Source organism: Streptomyces sp. MNU76 (assembly GCF_020982545.1).
GTDB lineage: Bacteria > Actinomycetota > Actinomycetes > Streptomycetales > Streptomycetaceae > Streptomyces.
The window spans coordinates 64282-84750 of record NZ_JAJKLK010000011.1 but is presented as its reverse complement, the minus strand read 5'-3'; the positions used below and the strand labels follow the sequence as shown (position 1 = coordinate 84750).

General features: G+C 71.1%; 15 protein-coding genes and 1 pseudogene. 12 read left to right on the top strand and 4 right to left on the bottom strand.

Translation table 11 applies throughout. The features are described from left to right. Positions 1-48: 48 nt before the first annotated feature. Complete coding sequence (locus E4N62_RS25200; RefSeq protein ID WP_230218048.1) at positions 49-1131, top strand: phosphoadenosine phosphosulfate reductase; 1083 nt, start codon at positions 49-51, stop codon at positions 1129-1131. Position 1132: 1 nt separating this feature from the next. After that, positions 1133-2368 (top strand): DNA cytosine methyltransferase, encoded by a 1236-nt coding sequence (locus tag E4N62_RS25195; RefSeq protein WP_230218046.1) that lies wholly within the window; start codon positions 1133-1135, stop codon positions 2366-2368. Between the two features lie 138 nt (positions 2369-2506). Here E4N62_RS25195 and E4N62_RS25190 read toward each other — a convergent pair whose 3' ends face one another. The 4 genes and pseudogenes from E4N62_RS25190 to E4N62_RS25175 form a co-directional block, all read right to left on the bottom strand. Continuing rightward, positions 2507-2953, bottom strand: a complete 447-nt coding sequence (locus tag E4N62_RS25190) for a hypothetical protein (protein ID WP_230218044.1) — start codon at positions 2951-2953, stop codon at positions 2507-2509. Between the two features lie 185 nt (positions 2954-3138). Continuing rightward, on the bottom strand, positions 3139-3699 hold the full coding sequence (locus E4N62_RS25185) for an RDD family protein (RefSeq protein WP_230218042.1): 561 nt from the start codon (positions 3697-3699) through the stop codon (positions 3139-3141). 125 nt (positions 3700-3824) lie between these two features. Continuing rightward, the gene (locus E4N62_RS25180; protein ID WP_230218040.1) at positions 3825-5291 is read right to left on the bottom strand and encodes a hypothetical protein; all 1467 of its coding nucleotides are present in this window, start codon (positions 5289-5291) and stop codon (positions 3825-3827) included. Next, positions 5291-6722 (bottom strand): annotated as a pseudogene (locus tag E4N62_RS25175) (hypothetical protein). The gene E4N62_RS25180 and the pseudogene E4N62_RS25175 overlap by 1 nt, the downstream one beginning before the upstream one ends. 705 nt (positions 6723-7427) lie before the next feature. Between E4N62_RS25175 and E4N62_RS25170 the strand changes: the two are divergent. From E4N62_RS25170 to E4N62_RS25125, 10 genes are read left to right on the top strand one after another with little or no spacing between them, the layout of a single operon-like run. Then, positions 7428-8360 (top strand): conjugal transfer protein, encoded by a 933-nt coding sequence (locus E4N62_RS25170; protein WP_230218038.1) that lies wholly within the window; start codon positions 7428-7430, stop codon positions 8358-8360. Then, complete coding sequence (locus E4N62_RS25165) at positions 8357-8698, top strand: hypothetical protein (RefSeq protein WP_230218029.1); 342 nt, start codon at positions 8357-8359, stop codon at positions 8696-8698. The genes E4N62_RS25170 and E4N62_RS25165 overlap by 4 nt, the downstream gene beginning before the upstream one ends. Further along, positions 8695-9270 (top strand): hypothetical protein, encoded by a 576-nt coding sequence (locus E4N62_RS25160; protein ID WP_230218010.1) that lies wholly within the window; start codon positions 8695-8697, stop codon positions 9268-9270. The genes E4N62_RS25165 and E4N62_RS25160 overlap by 4 nt, the downstream gene beginning before the upstream one ends. Next, on the top strand, positions 9267-11951 hold the full coding sequence (locus E4N62_RS25155; RefSeq protein WP_230218007.1) for an ATP-binding protein: 2685 nt from the start codon (positions 9267-9269) through the stop codon (positions 11949-11951). The genes E4N62_RS25160 and E4N62_RS25155 overlap by 4 nt, the downstream gene beginning before the upstream one ends. After that, the gene (locus tag E4N62_RS25150; protein ID WP_230218005.1) at positions 11951-12301 is read left to right on the top strand and encodes a hypothetical protein; all 351 of its coding nucleotides are present in this window, start codon (positions 11951-11953) and stop codon (positions 12299-12301) included. Before E4N62_RS25155 ends, E4N62_RS25150 begins: the two co-directional genes overlap by 1 nt. 1 nt (position 12302) lies before the next feature. Then, on the top strand, positions 12303-15077 hold the full coding sequence (locus E4N62_RS25145) for a hypothetical protein (RefSeq protein ID WP_230218003.1): 2775 nt from the start codon (positions 12303-12305) through the stop codon (positions 15075-15077). A gap of 48 nt (positions 15078-15125) precedes the next feature. Further along, the gene (locus E4N62_RS25140; protein WP_230218001.1) at positions 15126-16235 is read left to right on the top strand and encodes a C40 family peptidase; all 1110 of its coding nucleotides are present in this window, start codon (positions 15126-15128) and stop codon (positions 16233-16235) included. Next, complete coding sequence (locus E4N62_RS25135; RefSeq protein WP_230217999.1) at positions 16232-16870, top strand: hypothetical protein; 639 nt, start codon at positions 16232-16234, stop codon at positions 16868-16870. Before E4N62_RS25140 ends, E4N62_RS25135 begins: the two co-directional genes overlap by 4 nt. Further along, a complete protein-coding gene (locus E4N62_RS25130; protein WP_230217996.1) occupies positions 16846-19476 on the top strand; it encodes an ATP/GTP-binding protein in 2631 nt (876 codons plus the stop codon). The genes E4N62_RS25135 and E4N62_RS25130 overlap by 25 nt, the downstream gene beginning before the upstream one ends. After that, complete coding sequence (locus E4N62_RS25125) at positions 19467-20381, top strand: replication-relaxation family protein (RefSeq protein ID WP_230217994.1); 915 nt, start codon at positions 19467-19469, stop codon at positions 20379-20381. The genes E4N62_RS25130 and E4N62_RS25125 overlap by 10 nt, the downstream gene beginning before the upstream one ends. The last annotated feature ends 88 nt before the right edge of the window (positions 20382-20469 follow it).

Below are 20469 nucleotides of genomic sequence, written 5' to 3'. Positions count from 1 at the left end.
AACGCCCGGCCGACAGGCCACCAACTCAGCTCGCAAGGAGACGTCCTCATGAACCGCGATCTGCAGCTCGGTCTGTTCCCCACCGAACCGGTAGCCGACCCCATGCCGGACCTCGTCCCGGACGAGGTCGACATCTACATCCTCAATCTCTCCGGCGGGAAGGACGGCCCCCGCGCCGCCGCCCTGGCCCTGGACACCGCGCGTGCCGTCGGCGTCGAAGACCGGGTCTACACCATCCACGCCAGTCTCGGCCCGCTGGAGTGGCCCGCCGTCACCGTCGACGGCGTCCGCTACCCCGGCAGCAGCGAACTGGCGGCCCTTCACAGCCGGGCCCTGGGGGTGCCTCCCGAGCGGCACATCGAGGTCCGCCGGACCCACGAGCTGCAGGGCGAGCGCGTCCCCTACGACCTGTTGACCTACATCGCCGAGCGCGGTGACTGGCCGTGGAAGGGGGTGCTCCCCTGCCGGAGCGACTGGAAGACCGGTCTCATCTACGGCGCTTTCAGCTCCATGGTCCGGGCCCGCAAGAAGGAGCTCGGCCGTCCGGTGGTCTGCGCGAACGTCCTGGGGATCAGGGCGGACGAGAGCCCGGACCGCAAGAAGCGGCCCGCGCTGCGGACAACGACGGACAACACGGCCCGTGTCGTACACGAGTGGTCCCCCGCCCACCAGGTGACCACCCAGGAGGTCAAGGACTGGACAGACGAGCAGGGTCTTCCTCACCAGTGGTGCTACGACTCCCACCCCGGGGCGGGAGATTGGAAGGGTTCCAGCCGCTGCTCCTGCTCGCTGTGTGTCCTCGCCAACCGGCGAGACCTGCTGCTCGCCGTGCGGCGCCGGCCTCGGCTGGCGGAGCTGTACGCGCTCGTCGAGCGGGTACGCGGGGTCCCCTTCAACCCCAACACCAGCATGGCGGAGCTGATCGAGCGAGCTGCCCGGCCCGGAGCACCCGATCCGGGGGTGGTCACCGAGGACGAGGGACCCGAGTTCGACGCTCTGGAGAACGCCGTCCAGGCCGCGCTGAAGAAGCCTGCCAAGCGTGCCCGCTACGTCCGACCCGTACCCGGGGCAGACGCCTTGCCCGGCAGCTGCGACGGCTGCGCGTCTGCCGGGCCGGACCAGGAGGCGTGACGTGTACACCACCGGTTTCCTGTTCAACGGAGGCTGCGGCGACATGCGCGGCTTCGCCAACGCCGGATTCGACCCGCGGTTCGGTGCCAACCACGATGCGGCGAGCGTGGCGACGGCGCGCCTGAACTGGCCCAACATCTATGTGCGCGAAGCCGCCATCCAGACGATCGACATGCGCACCCTGCCCTACGCCGATGTCCTGGGCGGCTCACCGATCTGCTGGGAATCCGCCCCCGCCGGCGGCAACAGCCAGGTCCGTGTCCAGGTCGAGCTCAGCGCCGACTCGACCGACAACGACGAGTCCGCCCGTTGGGAACAGACCCGCATCACCGCCTGGGAACCCGTGCGCTACACCGAGGTGCACAAGCCCCTCGTCTACGCCGGCGAGAACGTGCCCCGCTTCGCCACCGGAAACCGTCCTCTGTTCAACGCCTGGTTGCACGTGTGGGACGCCCTCGGCTACTACCCGGAGTTCACGTCCGTCAACTCCGCGCACATAACTGTCGAGACCCCTGACGGCGTCCTCGGCCCGCTCCCCCAGTACCGCGACCGGCTCGTGTGGGTGATGGTCCGCAAGGACATCGGCAAAGTGCCCGACCTGCGCCCCCGCCCGCAGTCCATCTGCCGGGAGTGCGGCCCGGTCAAGGGCGTCCAGTTCTGGCCGGGCCACACCAGCGGCCGCGGACGCCGTATCGGTTCGTACCTGCACAGGATGGCGAGGAGCGGCACCTCCAGGGCCAAGACGTCGTACTACTACGTGTGCCCCACCGAGCGATGCCACCAGCGCGTCGAACCGGTGACCCGCGGAATCGGCAGCGTCATCAACAAGAGCGTGCGCGGGCACCGGTTCGGCGACGGCCGCCAGGACCGCAACGAGGCGTACGGGAAGGCAACCCGCGCCCGGATCGCGGCCGGCATCGCGACGTACGGCGGTCAGCCGTTCATCGTCACCCTGCGAAACCATTGCACCGCGTCCTCGCTCGACGACCCGATCGGCACCATCACCGCCCAGGGCGGCGCCCACCACTACTTCGTACGCCCCACCGAGAGCCTCCTCGTCGACGACTGCGAATACCGGTCGCTGACGGTCGAGGAGAACGCCAGCGCTCAGGGCTTCCCCGAACGCCATCGCTTCGCCGGAAAGCCATCCGAGATCAAGTCTCAGGTCGGCAACGCCGTCCCCGTCACCGTCGCCACCTGGGCGGCGCTGGAAACCATGAAAATCATGCCGCCGTGATGGCACCGTTCAGGTGAGCGTGTCTCGTGCACGGCAGTCAGCAAAACGTGCGGCGCCCCAGGTAATTTCCTGGGGCGCCGCGCCGCGTGCATCAGATGGTGTTGCAGGCCGTGGGACGGCCGGGCGCCCTCCGGTCGGCTACTTGATTGTGTAGCTGCAGCCCTTGGTGCTCTTGCCGCCGTTGTTGTCCGCGACCTGCTTGCCGTCCACCTTGATCACGCACGGTGCGAACTGCAGCAGTCCGTCGGCGTCGGTCACCGTGCCCGGGATCACGGAGACCAGGTACCCCACCTCCTGGTGGGCTTCAGTGAGTTCGACCGTCTCCGTCTTCGTCCACGGCAGCGTCTGGTCCTCGAACCCGTCGGTCGCCGCGTGGTACATGACCCGCGTCGTCCCCTCACCGCTGACTTGCAGGGTGACCTCATGGGTCTCTTGGCCCGATTCCTTCTTCGGCGGTGTGCTCGGCGACGCCGAGGCCTTGTCACCCTCCGCGCCAGCGTCGGCGGAATCGCTGTCGCTGCCGCATCCAGTGAGCAGCAGTACGGCCGTGGCGAGCGCGGCCGCGCCCTGAAGCGTCCTTCGCATGGTCCCCGTTCCTCGTTTCCTGTCGTGAATGATCCGACGCCCGCGAATCCAACCACGGGGGAGGACTCCCGTGAGCGAATGAGGGTGTTCGAAAGCCGGTGTGGTGATCGTGCCTCCGCCGCGCCCGGCCGGGCCGCCCGTTGCCGGGGCGGTGCAGCAGTGAGGAGCCGGAACTCGGAGCCGCCTCATTCCGTACGTCCGGATGAGTTTGTGACCATGGTGTCGGCGGTCTTGTCGTGGAGGCACTGCCGGTAGGGCTTGTCCCAGCAGCACCACAGGGGGTTGAGCAGGCTGAGGACCGGGATGATGAACGCGATCAGCCAGAACAGCTCCCGGCCGAGTGCGCGCCAGAATCCCACCGGGTGAGCCGTTTCCCGGCGCACGATCCGTACCCCGCACACCCGCTTGCCCAGGGTCGCGCCGAACTTCCAGACGGCGAAGGGGAAGTAGAGGACGAAGGAGACGGCGAGCCAGGCGAGCAACACCGTTCGCGCGGTGGTTCCGCCACCCCCGTCGATCCACGTCATGACCGGGATGGCCGGGATGAAGTAGAGGGCGTACCAGAGGATCACGTCGAGCAGCCGGGCGCCGAAGCGCGCTCCGAGCCCGGCCAGCCCGGCCGGCTCGGTGGCCGGTGCGAACGGCATGGCGTACCCGTATGCCGGTCCCGGGTACGGGCGGAACTGTGCGTAGGGCGGCGGAGTGGGGTCGGCCGGGTGATGGGTGTGGTGCGGCTGGTCAGCCATGGTTCCCTCCGGGGGGTGCGTCTGCACGGTTCGCGGTCGGCCCGCGTGTGCGGAGTCGACGGTCGTCTGTCGGTGGAGCAGTCGGCGAAGGTCGGCCCACACGGCGCGTGGTTCGTAGCCGAACATCAGCGGGCTTCGTCGTCGGTCAGGGCGGGCAGCAGGTTGTCTCCGGGCCACAGGTCGCGCTCGGCCACCAGGCTGGTGAGGACGGCGTCGATCTGGGTCAGGACTTCGTCGCGCTGCGTCGGTCCGTGGTCGACGCGTTCGCCGGACGCGGGATTGAGCGTGCGGACGTGGCCGTGGGGTCCGGTGCACATCAGGGCGCGCGCGATGTCCGGCAGGCCCAGGCTCAGGGCGTCGCAGCCGTCCGTGCGGACGAGGCGTACCAGGTCGGTGGTGACACGCTGCCAGTCGCCGACCCTCGGCCAGCCGTCGCCGCCATCCAGCTCGTGGGTGAGGGTGGCCAGCGGGACGATCTCTCCCGCCGGCCGGCGGTGGGTGAGAAGGGCGTGGATCCGGGCGCCGTCGGGCTGGCGCACCCGGCGGTGGAGCAGCGAGCTGGCGGCGACGACGGTGGTGTTGACCTCCCGGCTGCCGGGGCCGGGGTAGTACGGCTCGTGCGCGAAGAGCAGGTAGACGTCTGCGGTGGGGTCCGCGTTGTCGGTCTGGGGCTGGGGCATGGGGCGGTATCCCTTCAGCGGTGCGGTGCTTGGCGGTCGTCGAGGTCCTGGCCGTGCCGGGCGAGCGGTGCCGGGCGGGTATGGCCCCAAAGGGCGAGCCGGTCGGCTGGGCGCGTCTGCTGCGTGGGAGCAGGCCTGGGTGCGCGTGCGTTTGAGGGCCTGGTCCGCGTGGTCGGCGAGGCGGACCATCAGCCGTTCACGGTCGATGAGTTCGGCGGAGACGGAGCGGGTGTCGGTGGACTGGAGCAGTCCTGCGGCGTCCCAGAGCAGGTTCTGGCCGATCTCCGCCGAGCGGTGTAGTTCGTGGTGGTCGTTGTCGGCGGCGGCCTGGACGAGGTGGGTGTGCAGGGAGGCGAGGCGGTGGAGGTAGTGGCTGGCAGCACCGTCCTCGACGCTGCGGACGTGTCCGTATGCCCGGTGGTCGAGTCGGCCGGGCAGGTGCTCGGTGAGCAGTGGGGCGAGCAGCGCCGCCGGCAGCACGACGTCGGCGGCCACGCCCAGGCTCATGGCGAGCAGGGCGGCGAACAGGCTGACGGCCGCGACGGCGGCCGTGGACAGCCGTACGGACGCGTGGCTCGCCGTGGTCAGGGCGATGTGGTGGGCGGGCCGCCGGGTCAGCCAGCGCACGGCCAGCCGCTGGGTCAGTGTCGCGCCCGGAGGGAGCACGCCCACTCGGTGAGGCCGCTCGGGCAGCGAGCCGTCTGCGGGCACGGTCCAGGTGAGCCATCCCCACTCGGTGCGTTCGTGGACGAGGACTGGCTCGCAGGAGATGGTGCAGACGGTCTCGCGGTAGATGTGTCCGGTGTCCAGCGCGCGGGATCGTTCTTCTTCCCACCGCTGGGGAAGCCCGGCGAAGGGCCGCAGCGGCTGCCGGTGTTGCCTCTGGGGCGGTGTGTGGAGCGTGTGCGTCATCAGGTGCTCTCCTCCAGAAGGTCGGTGATTGCGGCCAGGGCGGACGTGCAGGTCGTGCAGCGGCCTTCGCCGTCGGGGTGGGCGCGCCGGGGAGTGGGCCCCGGGCAGGTGCGGCACAGCGGCCAGCCGAGGCAAGCCGGGCAGAGGTCCTCGCCGGGGGCGGTGCCGGGCACGCCGCAGCCGGCGCATTCGACGAGGGCGCGGTAGGTGAGGGCCTCACTCACGGAGCGCGAGGCCGAGGAGCTGCTCGGACGCGGCGGCGAGTCGTCCCACGTGGGCTCGTCGTGGTGGTCGGCCGCGATGGCGGGCGGGGTAGGCCTGGGCGGCTCGAAGGCGGGCAGCGATGATCGCGCCGACCGTGGTCCGCACTGGGTGGGGCAGGGGCCGGGCGGCGATGACGTGAAGCAGTTGCTCGCGGCTCCAGCCGGACTCCAGCATCACCGTCACGACGCGGCCTTGATCGGTCAGCGCCTGCCCGGTCAGCAGCAGTTCGGGCCGGGCCGCCGCGAGTTCGAGCAGCAGCTGGATCCCTGGGTGCATCTCATCCGCCGCGGGCACGGTCGGCAGGGATGCCGGCGTGCTCGGCTGGTCCGTCCGTCCACGTGCCGGCGGCGCTTCGCCGCACGGACGGAGGGGTCTGGTCTTCTGCTTGTTGGTCTTCTTACTGATGGTGTTCTTAGTGCCGGGATCAGCCAACGTAGGCTCAGCCAATCCTGGAAAACCCGACTCTGGTTGTGAGCTGGGGTTTTGCAGGGCAGGCAGGTCGGTGATGAAGTACAGCGCCTGGCCGAGCGTCCCGTCGGGATTCCGCTCGCGGGTGCGGAAGAGGAATCCGTACCGCTCCAGCTGGTGGAGCCCCGTGGTGACCGCGTCGACGCCTTCGCGGCCGCGGCGCACCAGTTCGGCGACAGTGACCTGCCAGCCGTCGCGGTGCGTGGAGACGTATCCGAAGATCCCCTTCGCCTTGAATGACAACCGGGAGTCCCGGAACAGGCCGTTGGCGATCTGCGTGAACTGATCGCCCGCCATCACACCCCGGCGGACCCCCGCCCCGAAGCCGGCGTCGTCGTCTTCGATCGCGAGGGCGGGGGTGGCTTCCAAAAGGGCGATGTCGAGGGTGGCGGGGCGGTCGGTGATCGAGTAGACGACCTCGCCGAGCGTTCCGTTCGGGCGGCGCAGGCGTTCGCGGATCAGGTAGCCGTACCGTTCCAGCTCCTTCAGGCCGGCACGGATCGCCTCGCGTCCGTCGGAGCCCACGGCGACGAGGTGGGCGAGGGTGACCTGCCAGCCGTCCCGGTGCGTGCTGACGTATCCGAAGATCCCCTTCGCCTTGAATGACAACCGGGAGTCCCGGAACAGGCCGTTGGCGATCTGCGTGAACTGATCGCCCGCCATCACACCCCGGCGGACCCCCGCCCCGAAGCGGCTCACCGCGGTGTCTCCGAGGCGGGCCGCGCGCGGTGTCCAGCGCAGCGCTCCAAGCCCGCCGGGGTGGGGCGGGCTGCGGGCCTGGGTGCGCAGTCGTGCGTGTGTTCCATGCCGTCAGCTCACCCGCCGACCCCGACCAGACCGGCGGCCACGAGCCCCGACCATCGGTCACGATCCGGCAACGCAGCCGTCGAGCTGCCGTGGTCGGGCTCATGGTCGGGCCGACCACGGGCCTCAGCCCGGTGCGCAGTCGCTCGAGATCCCGATTGCGCAGCCCCGGCCGGTGGTTGCGCAATCGGGCTGTGCAACCGGTCGAGGATCGTGCGCAGTCGCCGTGCGCGGTGCGGTTGCGTAGTCCGTCCTGGATCTTGCGATCTTTCTGATGCGCAGGTCCGGGTGCCGCACTGCGCAGGTGCCGATCGTGGTCCGGGAGGCGTGTGTCTGCGCATCGGTTCGCGGGGGCCAGTGGCCGCACGGCGGGTGTTCGCTCAGCGGTCCGTAGCCGCGCCGTGTGTGCCAGCCCCGGTGACCGCTCGGATGTTCGCGGCGAACCCGTGGTCGGGTCTGTGGTCGGGCCGACCATGACCCCGACCATGGACTTCGTGGCCCGTTCGTGACCATGGTCGGGCCTTCATGGTCGGTGGTCGGGTCGGGGTCGGCGGGTTTTCTCAAGGTCAGCAACATCCGTTCTGACCTGGGAGTTTGACCATGTCCCCTGCCAAGCAGGCCTCGGAGAGCGAGGCTGCTGCTCCGATGGCGGCCGGCGCCCGTCTGGAGGCGATGCGGCGCCGCGTACGCCTCTCGCGTCTGGCGGTCTGGACCGTCATCGCGGCCGGCCCGATCGCCCTGTGCGTCGCCGTCGCCTCCACCCCGACCACGGTCGAGGCGGCCACCCCGGCCAAGCCCACCGCCGTGCGCACTTCGGCAGCCGGCGCCGACCCGGGCGGCTATGCGCAGCTGTTCGTCAGCGCGTGGTTGCGCAGCAGCGCGGACGACGCGACGACTGCGCAGGCGCGGCTTGCGCAGGCGCTCGCGCCCGACGTCGAACTGCCGGACCCGGCCGCGGGTGCGCAGTCGAAGCCGCAGTCCGTGACGGCGGTGCGCAGTGCGCAGCGCACCGGCGGCACGTGGTCGGTGACGGTGGCTGCGCAGTACGCCGACGGACGGTTGCGCTACTACGCCGTGCCGGTTGCTGCCGGGGGCGCGGGCGCCTCGTTCGCGGTGACCGGTGCGCCCGGCGTGGTGGCCGGTCCGGCCCGGGCCGAGGTGGCGAAGTCGTCGTACGGCGTGAGCGTCCCTGAGGGTGATCTGTCGTCCGCGGTCGGGGAGTTCTTCGCCGCGTACCTGACCGGTTCCGGAGAGGTGAGCCGCTACCTGGCTCCCGGTGTGACGCTGTCGGCTGTCTCCCCCGCCCCGTACACGGCGGTCTCCGTCCAGCAGGTGTCCGCCGTCGAGGAGGCCGCGTCCGCCGAACAGGTGCCGGCCGACGGCACGAAGGTGCGTGTCCTCGTCCAGGCGGAGGCCCGGGACGCCGACGGCCGGTGGCCGCTGGCGTACGAACTCGTGCTCAAGGCCCGCTCGGGCCGGTGGGAAGTCGCAGCGCTGGAGTCCGGCACGGTCCAGGACGGCGGTGCGCGGTGAACACGGTGCACAACCTGATGCTCGCCGGGCAGCTGGACGACCTCGGCAACTCGTGGATCAACATGTTCAAGAACTGGGCGACCAAGGGCCTGCAGGCCGGTCTGCTCGTCCTCGTCGTCGTCACCATGATCCAGAAATTCTCGCTGAAGGCGGGGATCGGCGCCCTGCTGCTGATGGTGATCGCGCTGGGTCTCTACAACTCGCGCGACAGCCTCGCGAACATGTTCGAGGACGAGGTGAACAACCCCTCCAAGGGCGCACCCGCCGTCCCGGGCGTCGTCCAGTCCGAGCTCCCGGCCTCCCGCGTGCACTCGCCTGGCGCTGGGGGCTGGCTGTGACCGCGGCCGCCGGCCGGGTGGGCCGCTTCTACACCTCCGCCCGCCGTCACCCGTGGGTGCTGGGCAAGGTTGCCGACTGGAAGATCCCGCTCGGCCCGTACACCCCCGCGCAGATCGCGGTCGCCGTCGTCGGCGGATTTCTTCTCATCAAGACCATCGGCTGGTGGTCGTGGATGGGACCGTTTCCGCTCGTGGCCTGGCTGCTGACGATCTGGGCCGTACGCCGGCCGAAGATCCGGGGCCGCGCCCCGATGCAGGCGGCGTTGGGCTGGGTGCTGCTTACCTGGCAGCCCCGCGGAGGGCGCATCGGTGGACGGGCCGCGCGCGACCGCGGGTCCCGTCCCCTGCTCGGCGGTTTCACGATCGAGGATGCGCCCGCTCTCGCCGCGGCAGCCGCACCGTCCCGTCCGGATGTGCAGCGTGCCTCCCGGGCAGCGCACACGGACCCTGCCGCAGGTCGCTCGTCCACGCGCCACCACGCGGAACCGGCTGCTCCCGCAGTGCCGGCGCCTCCGGTGTCGGGTGTGCAGCAGCTGCTCGCCCTCACCGGGCAGGACGGAGGTGCGCGGTGAGGGTTCCGATCCGTCACATCGCCGGGCACCTGGTGTGGTCGACGCAGGGCAGCGTGTGGGCCCTCTACCGTCTTCACCCCGGCCCGGACGCGCAGGGACGGGTGGAGGAGACCGTCCAGGGCACGTACGTGCCCGCTGCCGTCCGTGACGAACAGCTCGCCAAGATCACACATCTGGTGCGGTCGTTGTCCGGGGCACCGCGCCTGTTCGGGATCTGCGCACAGGTCGACCCTGGCGAGGTCGCCCTGCGCATGATCGAGGGCATCGAGCCGGCCGAGCAGGCACCCGGTGCGGGCCGGCACCCGTGGGTGGAGAACGTCGAGGCCACCCTGGACCTGCTGGACGACCAGGAGATGCACCGCCGCACCCTGTGGCTGGCGGTGCCGCTGCAGACCGAGAGCGCCGGCCTGCAGGTGTCGGCGTCCCTCGGCGCGGCATGGGCCGAGCTGTCCCCGATGCTGGGCATGCGGCCGGCGCCGGTGGCACGGCGCGAGGTGACCGCCTACCGCGAGCAGGCCTCCCGCGTGGAGGCCGCCCTCGCCGGCGGCATAGCCTTCCGCCCCGCCCGACCGGCGGAGATCGTGTGGCTGATCCAGCACGCCCTCCACCGCGGCCTCGCGGAGCCGCTGCTCGCCGAGGCCGAGAGCAGCGAACTGTACGGCGGGCGCATCCGGGACGGCGTACTGCGCTCCCCCAGCTACGCCGACCTCGGCCAGGTCCGCCTGCAGGAAGGCGGTATCGACCCCGAGCTCGACGACGTCGACGAGCTCAAGAGCGCGGGACAGCTCACGCGGTCGGGTCGCAAGGCCTGGTGGCGGCTGAACACCGGCTCTCCGCTCGGGCGGCGCTGGCTGCAGGTCGAGACGGACGCCGGGGTCGGCTACCAGGCGCAGTTGGCGCTGGCCGAGTGCCCGCCCGCCGTCGGCCAGGACGCCGCGGATCTGTTCGCCCAGCTGGAGCTGCTGGACTTCCCCGTCGACTACACCGTCGACCTCACGCTCGTGCCTGCGGAGAAGGCCCGCGACCAGGTCCGGCGCAAGAAGAACGAGTTGATCGACCAGGCCGACCAGTACGACGCCCGCCCCACCGGCATGCCCGCCTCGCTCACGGAGGCCGCCCGCGACCTCGGCGAGCTGGACGCCCGTCTCTCCCGCACCAGTGTGGAGGTCGAGGTCCAGTCGGTCACCGTGCTGACGGTGTGGGGGCCGACCGCCGCAGTGTGCGACGCCCGGGCCCGCGCCCTGGCCGCGCTGCTCGGCGGCGCCGACTACCGCGCCGTGCGCCCGGCTGGCCTGCAGGAGGCTCTCTTCACTCTGGGCCTGCCCGGCACGGTGCGGCCCGGGGTGGTGCGGGAGTTCACCCAGCACCAGATCAGCGAGGACTGGGCGCTTTCCGGGGCCTTCACCGCCGCGGAGGTCGGCGACCCGAACGGGATGTTCCTCGGCATCGACCTGGACAGCGGCACCACACGCCCCGTGATGATCAACGTGGCGGACGCGCCCAAGGTCGACGCGTCGGCGTCGATGGGCATCGTCGGCGATCTCGGCGCGGGCAAGAGCGTGCTGCAGAAGCTGATCGCCGAGGCCGTATGGGCGCGCGGCGGCTGCGCGATCTGCATCGACCGCACGCCCGTGCGCGAGTGGGCCACCTTCGCCCGGACCGCCGCCAAGGGCCGCGTCCAGATCATCGACGCCGCGCAGGCAGAGGTGTCCATCGACCCCCTGCGGATGTTCACCGGGCCCGAGGGACGGCACTACGCCCTGTCCTACCTGACCCTGCAGCTCGGCATCGGCCCGATGAGCACAGGCGGCGAGGTCCTGCACCACGCAGTGGAGCAGGCCGCCGCCGGCCCGGAGCCGTCCATGCACCGCGTCCTTCGAGTCCTCGAGGAGATGGCCACGAGCGAGGCGGGCAAGCGGCAGGACGCGGCCGCCACTCTCGCCGGCCTCATCCGCGTCGTCGCCACCAACTCCCTCGCCCGGATGGTCTTCGACCCGGCCCTGCCGCCGGTCCGGCTGGACGCCTCCAGCAGCACCGACATGATCGTGATCACCACGACCGGTCTGAAACTGCCGCCGAAGGCAGCGTTCGACAAGCCCGAGGTCCTGCACCAGCAGCCGCTGGAGGCGCTGATCGGGCGCGCGGTGCTCTACCTGATCGCCGCGATCGCCCGGCAGACCGCGTTCGAGGACCCCAACAGGTTCACCGCCGTGGTCCTGGACGAGTTGTACTGGCTCACCTCGTCCGCCGAGGGCACCGCCCTGGTCCACGAGATCCTCCACGACGGCCGCAAGCACGGCGCCGGGCTGCTCGGCGCATCCCACGACGCCGAGGAACTCGGCCCCGACCGGGGCCTGATGGCCTACCGGGCGCTCGCCCGCACCGCCGACCGCGAGCGTGCCCGCCGCGGACTGGAGTTCGTCGGCCTCGACCCAGGCGCCCCGGAGCTGCTGCGGCTGGTGACCACCGGTCTGTCCCCCGTCGGCCAGAAGGGCCGGGAGGGCGAGTTCCTGCTGACCTGCCCGCGGCAGAACACCGGCCGCGTCAAGGTCTCCATCCCCCGCATCCAGCGCATCACCACCTCCATCACCACCACGCCGGGACGCCGCACGAGCGCCGCACCGCGCTCCGCACCCGCTGCCGGTGAGGCCGTGGACGCCCGTCCGAAGGAGCACGTCTGATGACCACTTCGTCCTGGGACCGTTCCCGGCGCGTCGCCGCGGCCGTGAGTGTCCTCGCTGTGATCGCCGTCGTCGCCGGCGCGGTCATCCTCGCTCTCGGGGTGGGCCTGCCGGACGCGTGGTGGCCTCACACCGGGCAGGCATTCGCCGCCGATGCGCGCCCCGTGCACCACGATCCCTGCGCTTTGATCGTCGGGCCGGCCAAGGCGTACTGCGAGCGCGGGGCCACCACCGCCGCCGGTCAGCAGGACACGGCCGGTGCCGCGTGGAGGCTGGTGCCCGCCGGTGCGGGTGTGGCTGCCCTGGTGGTGTGGCGGCTGCGGTCCGCTGCTGGGCAAAGGCGGCGCTGAAGTGTTCCGTCCAGACCGCGCGACTCTGCGTTCGGCCGGCTTCGTGGTGCTGCTCACCGGCGTGTTCCTCCTGGTGAACAGCCAGGTCGTGTACGCGGCCAGCAGCAACAGCGAGACCGGAGACCTGCTCGCGCCGCTGAACATCACCTCCTCCGAGGGGGTGCCGATCAACGGCTACGAGCTGAACGCCGACGGCGGCTCCCTCATTGCCTTCAAGACGCAGGCCTTGGCCTTCGCCCTGTCCGGGCTTTTCACCCTGATCCGGCTGCTGGTCGGCCTGGCGGGGTGGGCGATCGAGCTGGCCTTCCGGTTCCCGCTGCTGAAGATCCTGACCCGTCCGGCTCAGAAGGTCGCCGACACCTACGACAACGTGGTCGTCGACACGCTCGGGCTGAAGGGTCTGCTGCTGGCCTGGGCGTTTGTTTTCGCGGGGTTCATGATCGTGCGCGGTCGTGTCGGCCGCGGTCTGGGCGAGATCTTCCTGACCCTGCTCATCGGGGCGATCGCCGCTTCGGCTCTCATCCGCCCTGACACGCTGCTCGCCCAGGACGGACCCCTGGGGCAGTCCCAGCAGGTGGCCGCCGAGGTCGCCCAGCAGAGCGTCAACTCCTACGACTGGGGCGGCAAGCTCGCCAGCCGTGGCCCGTGCGCCGGCATGGCCGGCATGCAGGAGGTCAAGTGCCTGGAAAGTGAAGGCGACAAGCCTGTCTCCGCCGAAGAGGTGGCCCGCCCGATCCAGGACTCGATCACCAACGCGCTGATCGTGAAGCCGTACATGCTGCTGCAGTACGGGCGCATCCTCGACCCGGCCAAGACCGCCGACCGCAAGGCCTACGCGGTCCACCTGAAATGGATAACCGGCGGGTACAAGGCCGACGGCAAGGACAGCGAAGGCGAGAAGAACAACTGCTCCCTGCTCGACGGCCAGGCGAGGAAGGTCTGCGAGAGCGATACCGACGACGAGGAGAAAGACCCCTGCGAGCTGATCAGAGGCGAGGCTAAAAAGTACTGCGAGCGCAACGACGGCGACACGCCCTCCAGCGACGACCTGCCGTCCCTGACACCAGGCGGCGAGTTGCTGGATGCATCGAATGCGATCGTCACGGACGAGGACCGCGAGTTCTACGCCTTCATGCAGGACATGAAGAAGGCCGGCGACGTCGGCAAAGCGTGTGCCGACTATGCGCAGAAGCCCACCTGGTGGCGCGTCGGCGGCGCCGCCCTGCTGCTCATCGCCGCGCTGTTCATCTGCGGCATGCTGCTCTCCAGCGCCATCGTGCTGCTGGGCACCCAGGGCATCTGCGTGGCGGCCGCGGCTGCGGGTGGTGTCACCTTCATCGCCGGCATGCTGCCCGGGCCCGCACGCCAGTCCGTGTGGAAATGGCTGTCGATCTGGGGCATCTCGGTCCTGACCGTGGTCGGGATCTGCGCGTTCATCCCGTTCTTCGGCATCGCCGTGGACGCCACCATCACCGACGGGCCCGACTTGATGGTGGAGCGGATCCTGCTCATCGACGTCCTGGCCGTCGCGGGCGCGGCCGGGCACCGCAGGCTCCTGACCGGCATCGCCTCCTTCGGGCGGCGTATGGCCATGCGGATGCGCTACGCCAAGGTCGGCGGCACCCACATGCCCGGCGACACCTCCGAGCTCGGCGCCGCGCTCGCCATGAACTCGCCCGTCGGGCTGGGCGGTTACGGCGGGGCCTGCGCGCTTTCACGGGTGGCGGGGCGGCCGGTTCGGGCTGCTCGGCACCCGGCAGCGCCTGATGGGCGCGCTGGCATCGCTGGCCGACGGCGCGGGCATGCCTGTGGACACCGGACGGGTGCTGGCCGATGCAGGCGCCGAAGCAGGGCGCGGGCTCGCCCCGCTCACCGCGGCGGCCGCCGTGGGCGGGGCGGGTGTTCGGCTCGGTGCGAAGGGCGGCCACTGGCTGCTGATCGGCCGCCGGCCGGACAAGGAGCAGCTGGCCAAGTGGCGCAAGCCCACCGCCGACGGCGACCCCGGCGCGGGCGGGCCGTCGGACGGCGGGGATGGTGGTCCAGGCGGTACCGGGCCGCGGCGGCCCTCAGGCCCGCCCGACCGGTACCGCAACGAGCAGGGGCAGGTCGTCGACCGCAACACCGGCCAGGTACTGCACGACCAGAACAGCGACCGGACGCTGCTGTCGACCCGGGCGCACAACCGGCTGGTCCGTTTCCGCGGATACCGCATCCTGAACCGCGGCGGCCGGGCCGCGTACGGGGCCACGGTCGGCCTGCCGGCAGGCGTCCGCCGGGCGCGGTCCGGGGGCTCGCGCTACTCCCAGGACGCTCGCCAGCAGGTGCGGGTGTGGGGCAACACCGTCCGCGAGGACGGCCGGGCCTGGGGCGACACGGGACGTCATGTGTCCCGGGTCATCCGGGAGAACAGCGACGCCGGCGGCCCCGGCCCGTTCACCGGCCGTCGGCTGCCGACCGCAGCCACACCGGCCGCCACCCCCCGGCCGGCACCCCGTCCACGGCCGGCGGCCCGTCCGGCACCCGCCCCTGCGCGGCGTACTCCGCCGACGGGCGGTCCCACGGCAACGCCGCCCCCGCAACCGCTCCCGCGCCGGAACGGCCCGGCGCCGCAGCCTCGGCCCGATCTCGGCAGGCCGGTTCTTCCGGGGGTTGGGCGAGCACGCAACCGGGCGCGCGAAGAGGCGCGGGACCGGATGCAGGAACTGATGCGGCGGACCGCGCCCGAGGCCGAACGCCTGCGCCAGGAGCGGGCCCGGCGGCGGAACGAGGACGGTGAAGACGAGTGACCCGGCCTGGACGCCGCGTCCGGCGGTGGGGATGTGTGGTGGCGCTGCTGATGTTCGCCGCCGTGTGCTGTGCCGCGCCGGTCGGGAACGCGATCAGCGCGTACGTCGCGCTCAAGACCGGTACGCAGGAGGACGGTGGGATCGCCGAGGGCGGCAGCGCCGCGGACATCCCTGCCCGGATGCTGACCGCCTACAAGAAGGCCGTCCAGCAGGTCGGAAAGTACGTGCCCAAGTGCCAGGGCATGCGCTGGCCGATCCTGGCCGGGATCGCCAAGGTCGAGTCCAACCACGCCATCGGCCGGAACATCGCCGCAGGCGGCGGCATCATCCCGAAGATCTACGGGGTGCTCCTCAACGGCTCCGGGGCTGGCGGAAACACCACCGTCTTCCCGGACACCGACAACGGGCGCTGGGACGGCACCGCGACCGGGGAGCGCGCGGTCGGCCCCTTTCAGTTCCTGCCCTCCACCTGGGAGTCGATCGGGGAGGACGGCAACGGGGACAAGACGACGGATCCGCACAACGCCGACGACGCCGCGCTCGGCGCCGCCGTGTACCTGTGCGGCAACGGCCGTGACCTTTCCAAGCGCGCCCAGCTCAGGGCCGCGATCCTGCAGTACAACCACTCGGACGAATACGTGACCAACGTGCTCGGGTGGATCGACCAGTACACGGCGGCAGCCAAGGACCCGGACCTGAAGAACGTCACGGGCAAGGTCCGCACCGTCATCGAGGCTGCACTCTCCCAGCGGGGTGTCCCCTACTCCTGGGGCGGCGGCAACGCCAGCGGCAAGAGCCACGGGATCTGCTGCTCACCCAATGGTTCTAGCGGCACGAGGATCAAGGGTTTCGACTGCTCCGGGCTGACCCAGTATGCGTACGCGAGGGCCGGTATCAGCCTGCCGCGCGTCGCGGCCTCCCAGGCTGGTGTCGGTCAGCGGATCCCGGCCAGCCTCGGCACACTCGCGCTCAAGCCCGGTGACCTGGTCTTCTTCGCCACCGCTCCCGGCCGCGATTCCACCATCTATCACGTCGGGATCTACCTGGGCAGCGGACAGATGGTCAACGCCCCCCGCCCGGGCACCGTGGTGCGCCAGGACGCCGTCAACACGATGTCCGGCTACGCGGGGGGAGCACGACTGCTGTGACCACCACTCCGCGCTCACCGCGTCTGCTGTTGCTGAGCACCGTCATGCTCGCCGTCGCCGGCATCGCCTTGCTGGGCGTGCCGAACGGCCAGAAACCCCCGCCCGCGGCAACGGCCTCGCACGCGACTACGGACCCGTCGTCTGCGGCCGCTGTACCTCCTGCCAGCAAGCCGGCCACCAGCACGGCTCCCTCCACGAAACCCACCGCATCGACACCATCGGGCCTCGAGTCCGCTCTGCCGCCGCACGGCGAGGGCGTCGCCGGCGACCGGGCTGTCCAGCAGAACCTGGAGGACGCCTGGCCCGCCGACCTTCCCGCCGATGACGAGCGGGAGTTGCTCACCGCTGGCCGCGCGCTGCTGCGCGCGGACGCCACCGGAGTCGGCCGCACCAAGTGGCCCACGATCTTTCCCGACTCGGACCAGGCCGTGGCCCCGGCGTTCGCCACCGCCCGTTTCCGCATCCAGGCCGCCATCGCCCGCCGCGACGGCGGCCGGGACAAGGCGGTGGTCCACCTGGTGTGGGCCGGCACGGACCGCGGCGGCACCTTCACCGACCTCCGCATCACCGACTGGCACTTCACCCGCACTATCAAGAAGGGAACAGCTACGTGGACTCCGCAGCCCCGCACCTGACGGACCGGGCCGATGACACGGCCTCCGGGCAGGTACTCGGCCTGCTCACCGGCCTGATCGACACCGTCGACTGGCTCTACGACCACTGGTATCTGCTCGCCGGGGCCATCGCCGTGTGCTGGGGCGTGGGCGAGTGGGTGGTCCGTCGGCTCGCGGCGCACGCCTCGGCCGAGCGGATGGCTCTGGAGCTTGTCTCCAACAGGCACTTCGACCCGGGCTTTGAGGAGATCTTCAGGCGCGGTGTCCAGCTCGCCCGCGCGTCCACGGCGATGCCCTGGTGGGCGCCGCGCCGGGCGAAGACCGTTCAGATCCGGCTGCGCGCGGATGGCAGTATGCCGTTGCGCTACCGCGTCGAGGGACCGGCAGGCGGTGAACGGCTGCTGTCCATCACCCCGTTCGGGCCGGACATCACCGTCAAGCGGGCCCGGCCGATTGTGGATGAGCCCCGGAAGCACACCGTGCGAGCCGAGTTCATCCTGCGCGGCAAGCTCATCTCTCCGCTGCGTGAAGTGCCGCTCAACCCTGACCCTCTCCAGCCGCTCGTCGACGCGGTGTCCGACCTGCGGGCCGAACTCGGCGACCTCGCCGAGATACGGCTCGACATCCAGCGCGCCCCGAAGTGGGCCCTGAGGGCGCGCCGCCTGCAGCTGATGAGCGCCGCGCGCCGGTCCGAACGCCGGGAGGCCCAGCGGGCCGCGCGCTGGCTGCGACAGGACGCCAGCGGCATCGAGGACTCCTGGAGCGGGCAGCTGCAGCAACTCCTCAGCGACCGACCCGGATCAGGTGCTGGGCGGCGGCTGGTGATGCCGCCGGTGCCCCGCCGGGTCGAGCCGGCCGAGGCGCTGGGCAAGCTCGCCGAGGACGACCACCTGGTGAGGGTCCAGCTGCTCGTGATGTGCGCCTCGAACACCGAGGGCCGCGCCCAGGCGAGGCTCGCCCAGCTCCAGGCCGCGTTCGATGTGTTCGGCGGCCGCTCCCGGTGGGCCATGCGCGGCTGGAGGCTGGGACCGTGGCGGCTCGGCGCCGACCACTGGCCCACCCGGCACGGCTTCGAGCGCCGCTGGAATCTGGGGCACTGCCAGCCGCCGCGCGCGAACTGGGTGAGGCTGGAGGAGTTGTGCGGCCTGCTCAAGCCCCCGACCGTCAACTGCCGTCTGCCGGTGCACGCCGGGGACCTGCCGACCTTCGAATTCGGCGAGCCCGAGTTGCTGCTGCAGGGCATCTACCGCGGTCCGGACGGCCGGGAACGGCTGGTCGCCACGTACGCCGAGGAGACCCTGTTCGAGGTCGGGACGGGAAAGGCGGGTGGCGGCAAGACCGAGCGCGCCCTGGCGCAGGCGATCGCCTGGGCGCACGCGGGCGGCGGGCTGGTCTTCGTCGACCCGCACCGCGACTCCTGGCCGCGGGCCACCGCATTCCTGGCGCACGACCAGCTGATGCCGCGGATCGCGCTGGTCGACCTCAACGGTCTCGGTGCCAACCCGCGGGTGAGTTCGTGGAATCCGCTCGGCATGCACCACGGGCAGCCGGCGCACGAGGTCGTCGAGGCGATCGCCGACGCCTACGCCTCCGCACTGGCCTGGGACGACGCGACGGCTCCGCGCGCGCTCACCATCCTCACCGCCGCGCTCACTGTCCTGGTCGCGGTGAACGAGGCGGCCTGTCAGGCCGGCCAGCCCGAGGACCAGGCCACGATCTTCCACGTACGGGCCCTGCTCACCGACGCGTCGTTCCGCAAGGCAGCACTGGCCGCGGTGGCGGGCCGGCTGGATGAGGAGAGCCGCTCGTGGTGGAAGGCGGTGTTCCCGACCCTGCCGCCCGACGCGTTCGCCGTGGTCCTCAACCCGATCGCCCGCCTGGCCGCCAACCCCGTCACCCGCGCCTTCCTCGGCCAGCCGGTCGGTGTCTACAACATCCGCGCGGCGATGGACTCCAAGATGATCGTGTGGGTGTGCCCGGGCGGCAACGGACCCACTGACCGCCTGCTGACCGCGCTGCTCGCCCGCGACCTGCTGCGGGCCGCGCGCTCTAGGCGTGACACGCCCGAGGAGAAGCGGGTGCCGTTCCGCCCGTACTTCGACGAGCTGATCACCCTGACCGGCGCGGCCCCGGAGACCATCGCCGCGATGTTCGAGGATCTGCGCAAGTACCGGTGCCACGTCCACGGCATGACGCAGCTGCTGTCCCGCCTGCCCACACCGGTGCGGCTGTCCCTGGTGCAGAACGCGTCCACGCTGGCCACGACCGCCGGTTCGAAGTCGGCGATCGCGCCGATCACCGCCGAGTGGGGCGACAACCCGAGCCCGGACCGGGTCGCCACCATGGAGCGGTTCGAGCACTACGTCTCCATGAACGTGCGCGGCCGCCGTGTCGGACCCGTCCAGTTGCGCGGCCCCCATATCGACGACATCTTCGCCTCCCAGGCCCGCCCGAAGCAGGTCCCCGCGCTGGAGCGGGCCGCGCAGGCGAACGCCCAAGCGCTCCCGCTGGACCAGCTCACTGACCGCGCCGCGAAGCAGCTCGGACGGGTCGCCGCCTTCCTCGCCGCGCACACCCCTGCCGGCGCCGCTGTCCACCTGTCGAAAGAGGAAAACGAATGGAACTGACCACCGCCCAGCCCAAGGACCGGACGCCGGCGGGCTTCACGCCCAGCCCCACCGAACCACTCAAGCATCAGCTCCTGGCCACACTCGCCCAGCACCGCATGGCCTCCACGAACCAGTTGCACGTCCTGCTGCGCCCCGACCGCTCCCGCCAGTCGGTCTCGGAGCGGCTGAACGACCTGCTGGGCGAGCACCTGGTGGACTTCGTCGTGTTGCCGCAGTCCCATCGCACCCGGGTCTGGTACCTCACGCCGAAGGGCGCCCGCCTGACGCGGGACTGGCCCGCGCTGCGGGGCCGTCCGCCGTACCCGATCACCTCGGCCACCGCCGCCTCACTGAAGACCCCGCACACCCTCACGGTCTTGCGGACGCACCTGGCGTTCGTCGCGGATGCCCGCCGCCGCGGCGACGAGCACGGTCACCTGGACTGGACTCCGGAGGCGTTCCACTCGATCGGCGACGGCGAGAAGGTCGTGGCCGACGCCGTCATGCACTACACGCTCATTGAGGGCCAACAGCGGCGCAAGCTGCGAGCGTTCGTCGAGGTCGACCGCGCCACCATGAGCAGCGAGCGCTTGGCGGCGAAGCTGATCGAGTACGCGAGGTTGTGGACGTACGAGCCGCAGCCGATCGGTCGACGCCGGCAGGCGGGCGGGCCCGGCTGGCTGCGCTGGTATCCAGTGTTCCCCCGGGTCCTGTTCGTGCTGACCGGCGCTGGGCGCCAGGCGATGGACAACCGGATCAGCGACCTCAAGGCCATGGTCGCCCATCATCCGCTCGTGGCCGAGTTCGCTCGCGAGGTGCCGCTGGGGGCGGTCGTCCTGGAGGACCTGGACGAGTACGGCCCCACCGCTGACGTGTGGGTTCCGCTGGCCGGCGACAAGCCCCGCCCGTGGACCGAGCTGTGACACTGCGTTCGCAGTGGCCGAATGTCGCAGCCTTGCAACTGCGCCCCAACCTCTTGAGATTTGCTCAGGTGAACATATAGTTTACTTC

Bases quoted from the DNA above. Each gene is read 5' to 3' on its own strand.
- E4N62_RS25200 (WP_230218048.1), top strand. From the start codon at position 49: ATGAACCGCGATCTGCAGCTCGGTCTGTTCCCCACCGAACCGGTAGCC.
- E4N62_RS25190 (WP_230218044.1), bottom strand. From the start codon at position 2,953: ATGCGAAGGACGCTTCAGGGCGCGGCCGCGCTCGCCACGGCCGTACTG.
- E4N62_RS25185 (WP_230218042.1), bottom strand. From the start codon at position 3,699: ATGGCTGACCAGCCGCACCACACCCATCACCCGGCCGACCCCACTCCG.
- E4N62_RS25180 (WP_230218040.1), bottom strand. From the start codon at position 5,291: ATGACGCACACGCTCCACACACCGCCCCAGAGGCAACACCGGCAGCCG.
- E4N62_RS25170 (WP_230218038.1), top strand. From the start codon at position 7,428: ATGTCCCCTGCCAAGCAGGCCTCGGAGAGCGAGGCTGCTGCTCCGATG.
- E4N62_RS25150 (WP_230218005.1), top strand. From the start codon at position 11,951: ATGACCACTTCGTCCTGGGACCGTTCCCGGCGCGTCGCCGCGGCCGTG.
- E4N62_RS25125 (WP_230217994.1), top strand. From the start codon at position 19,467: ATGGAACTGACCACCGCCCAGCCCAAGGACCGGACGCCGGCGGGCTTC.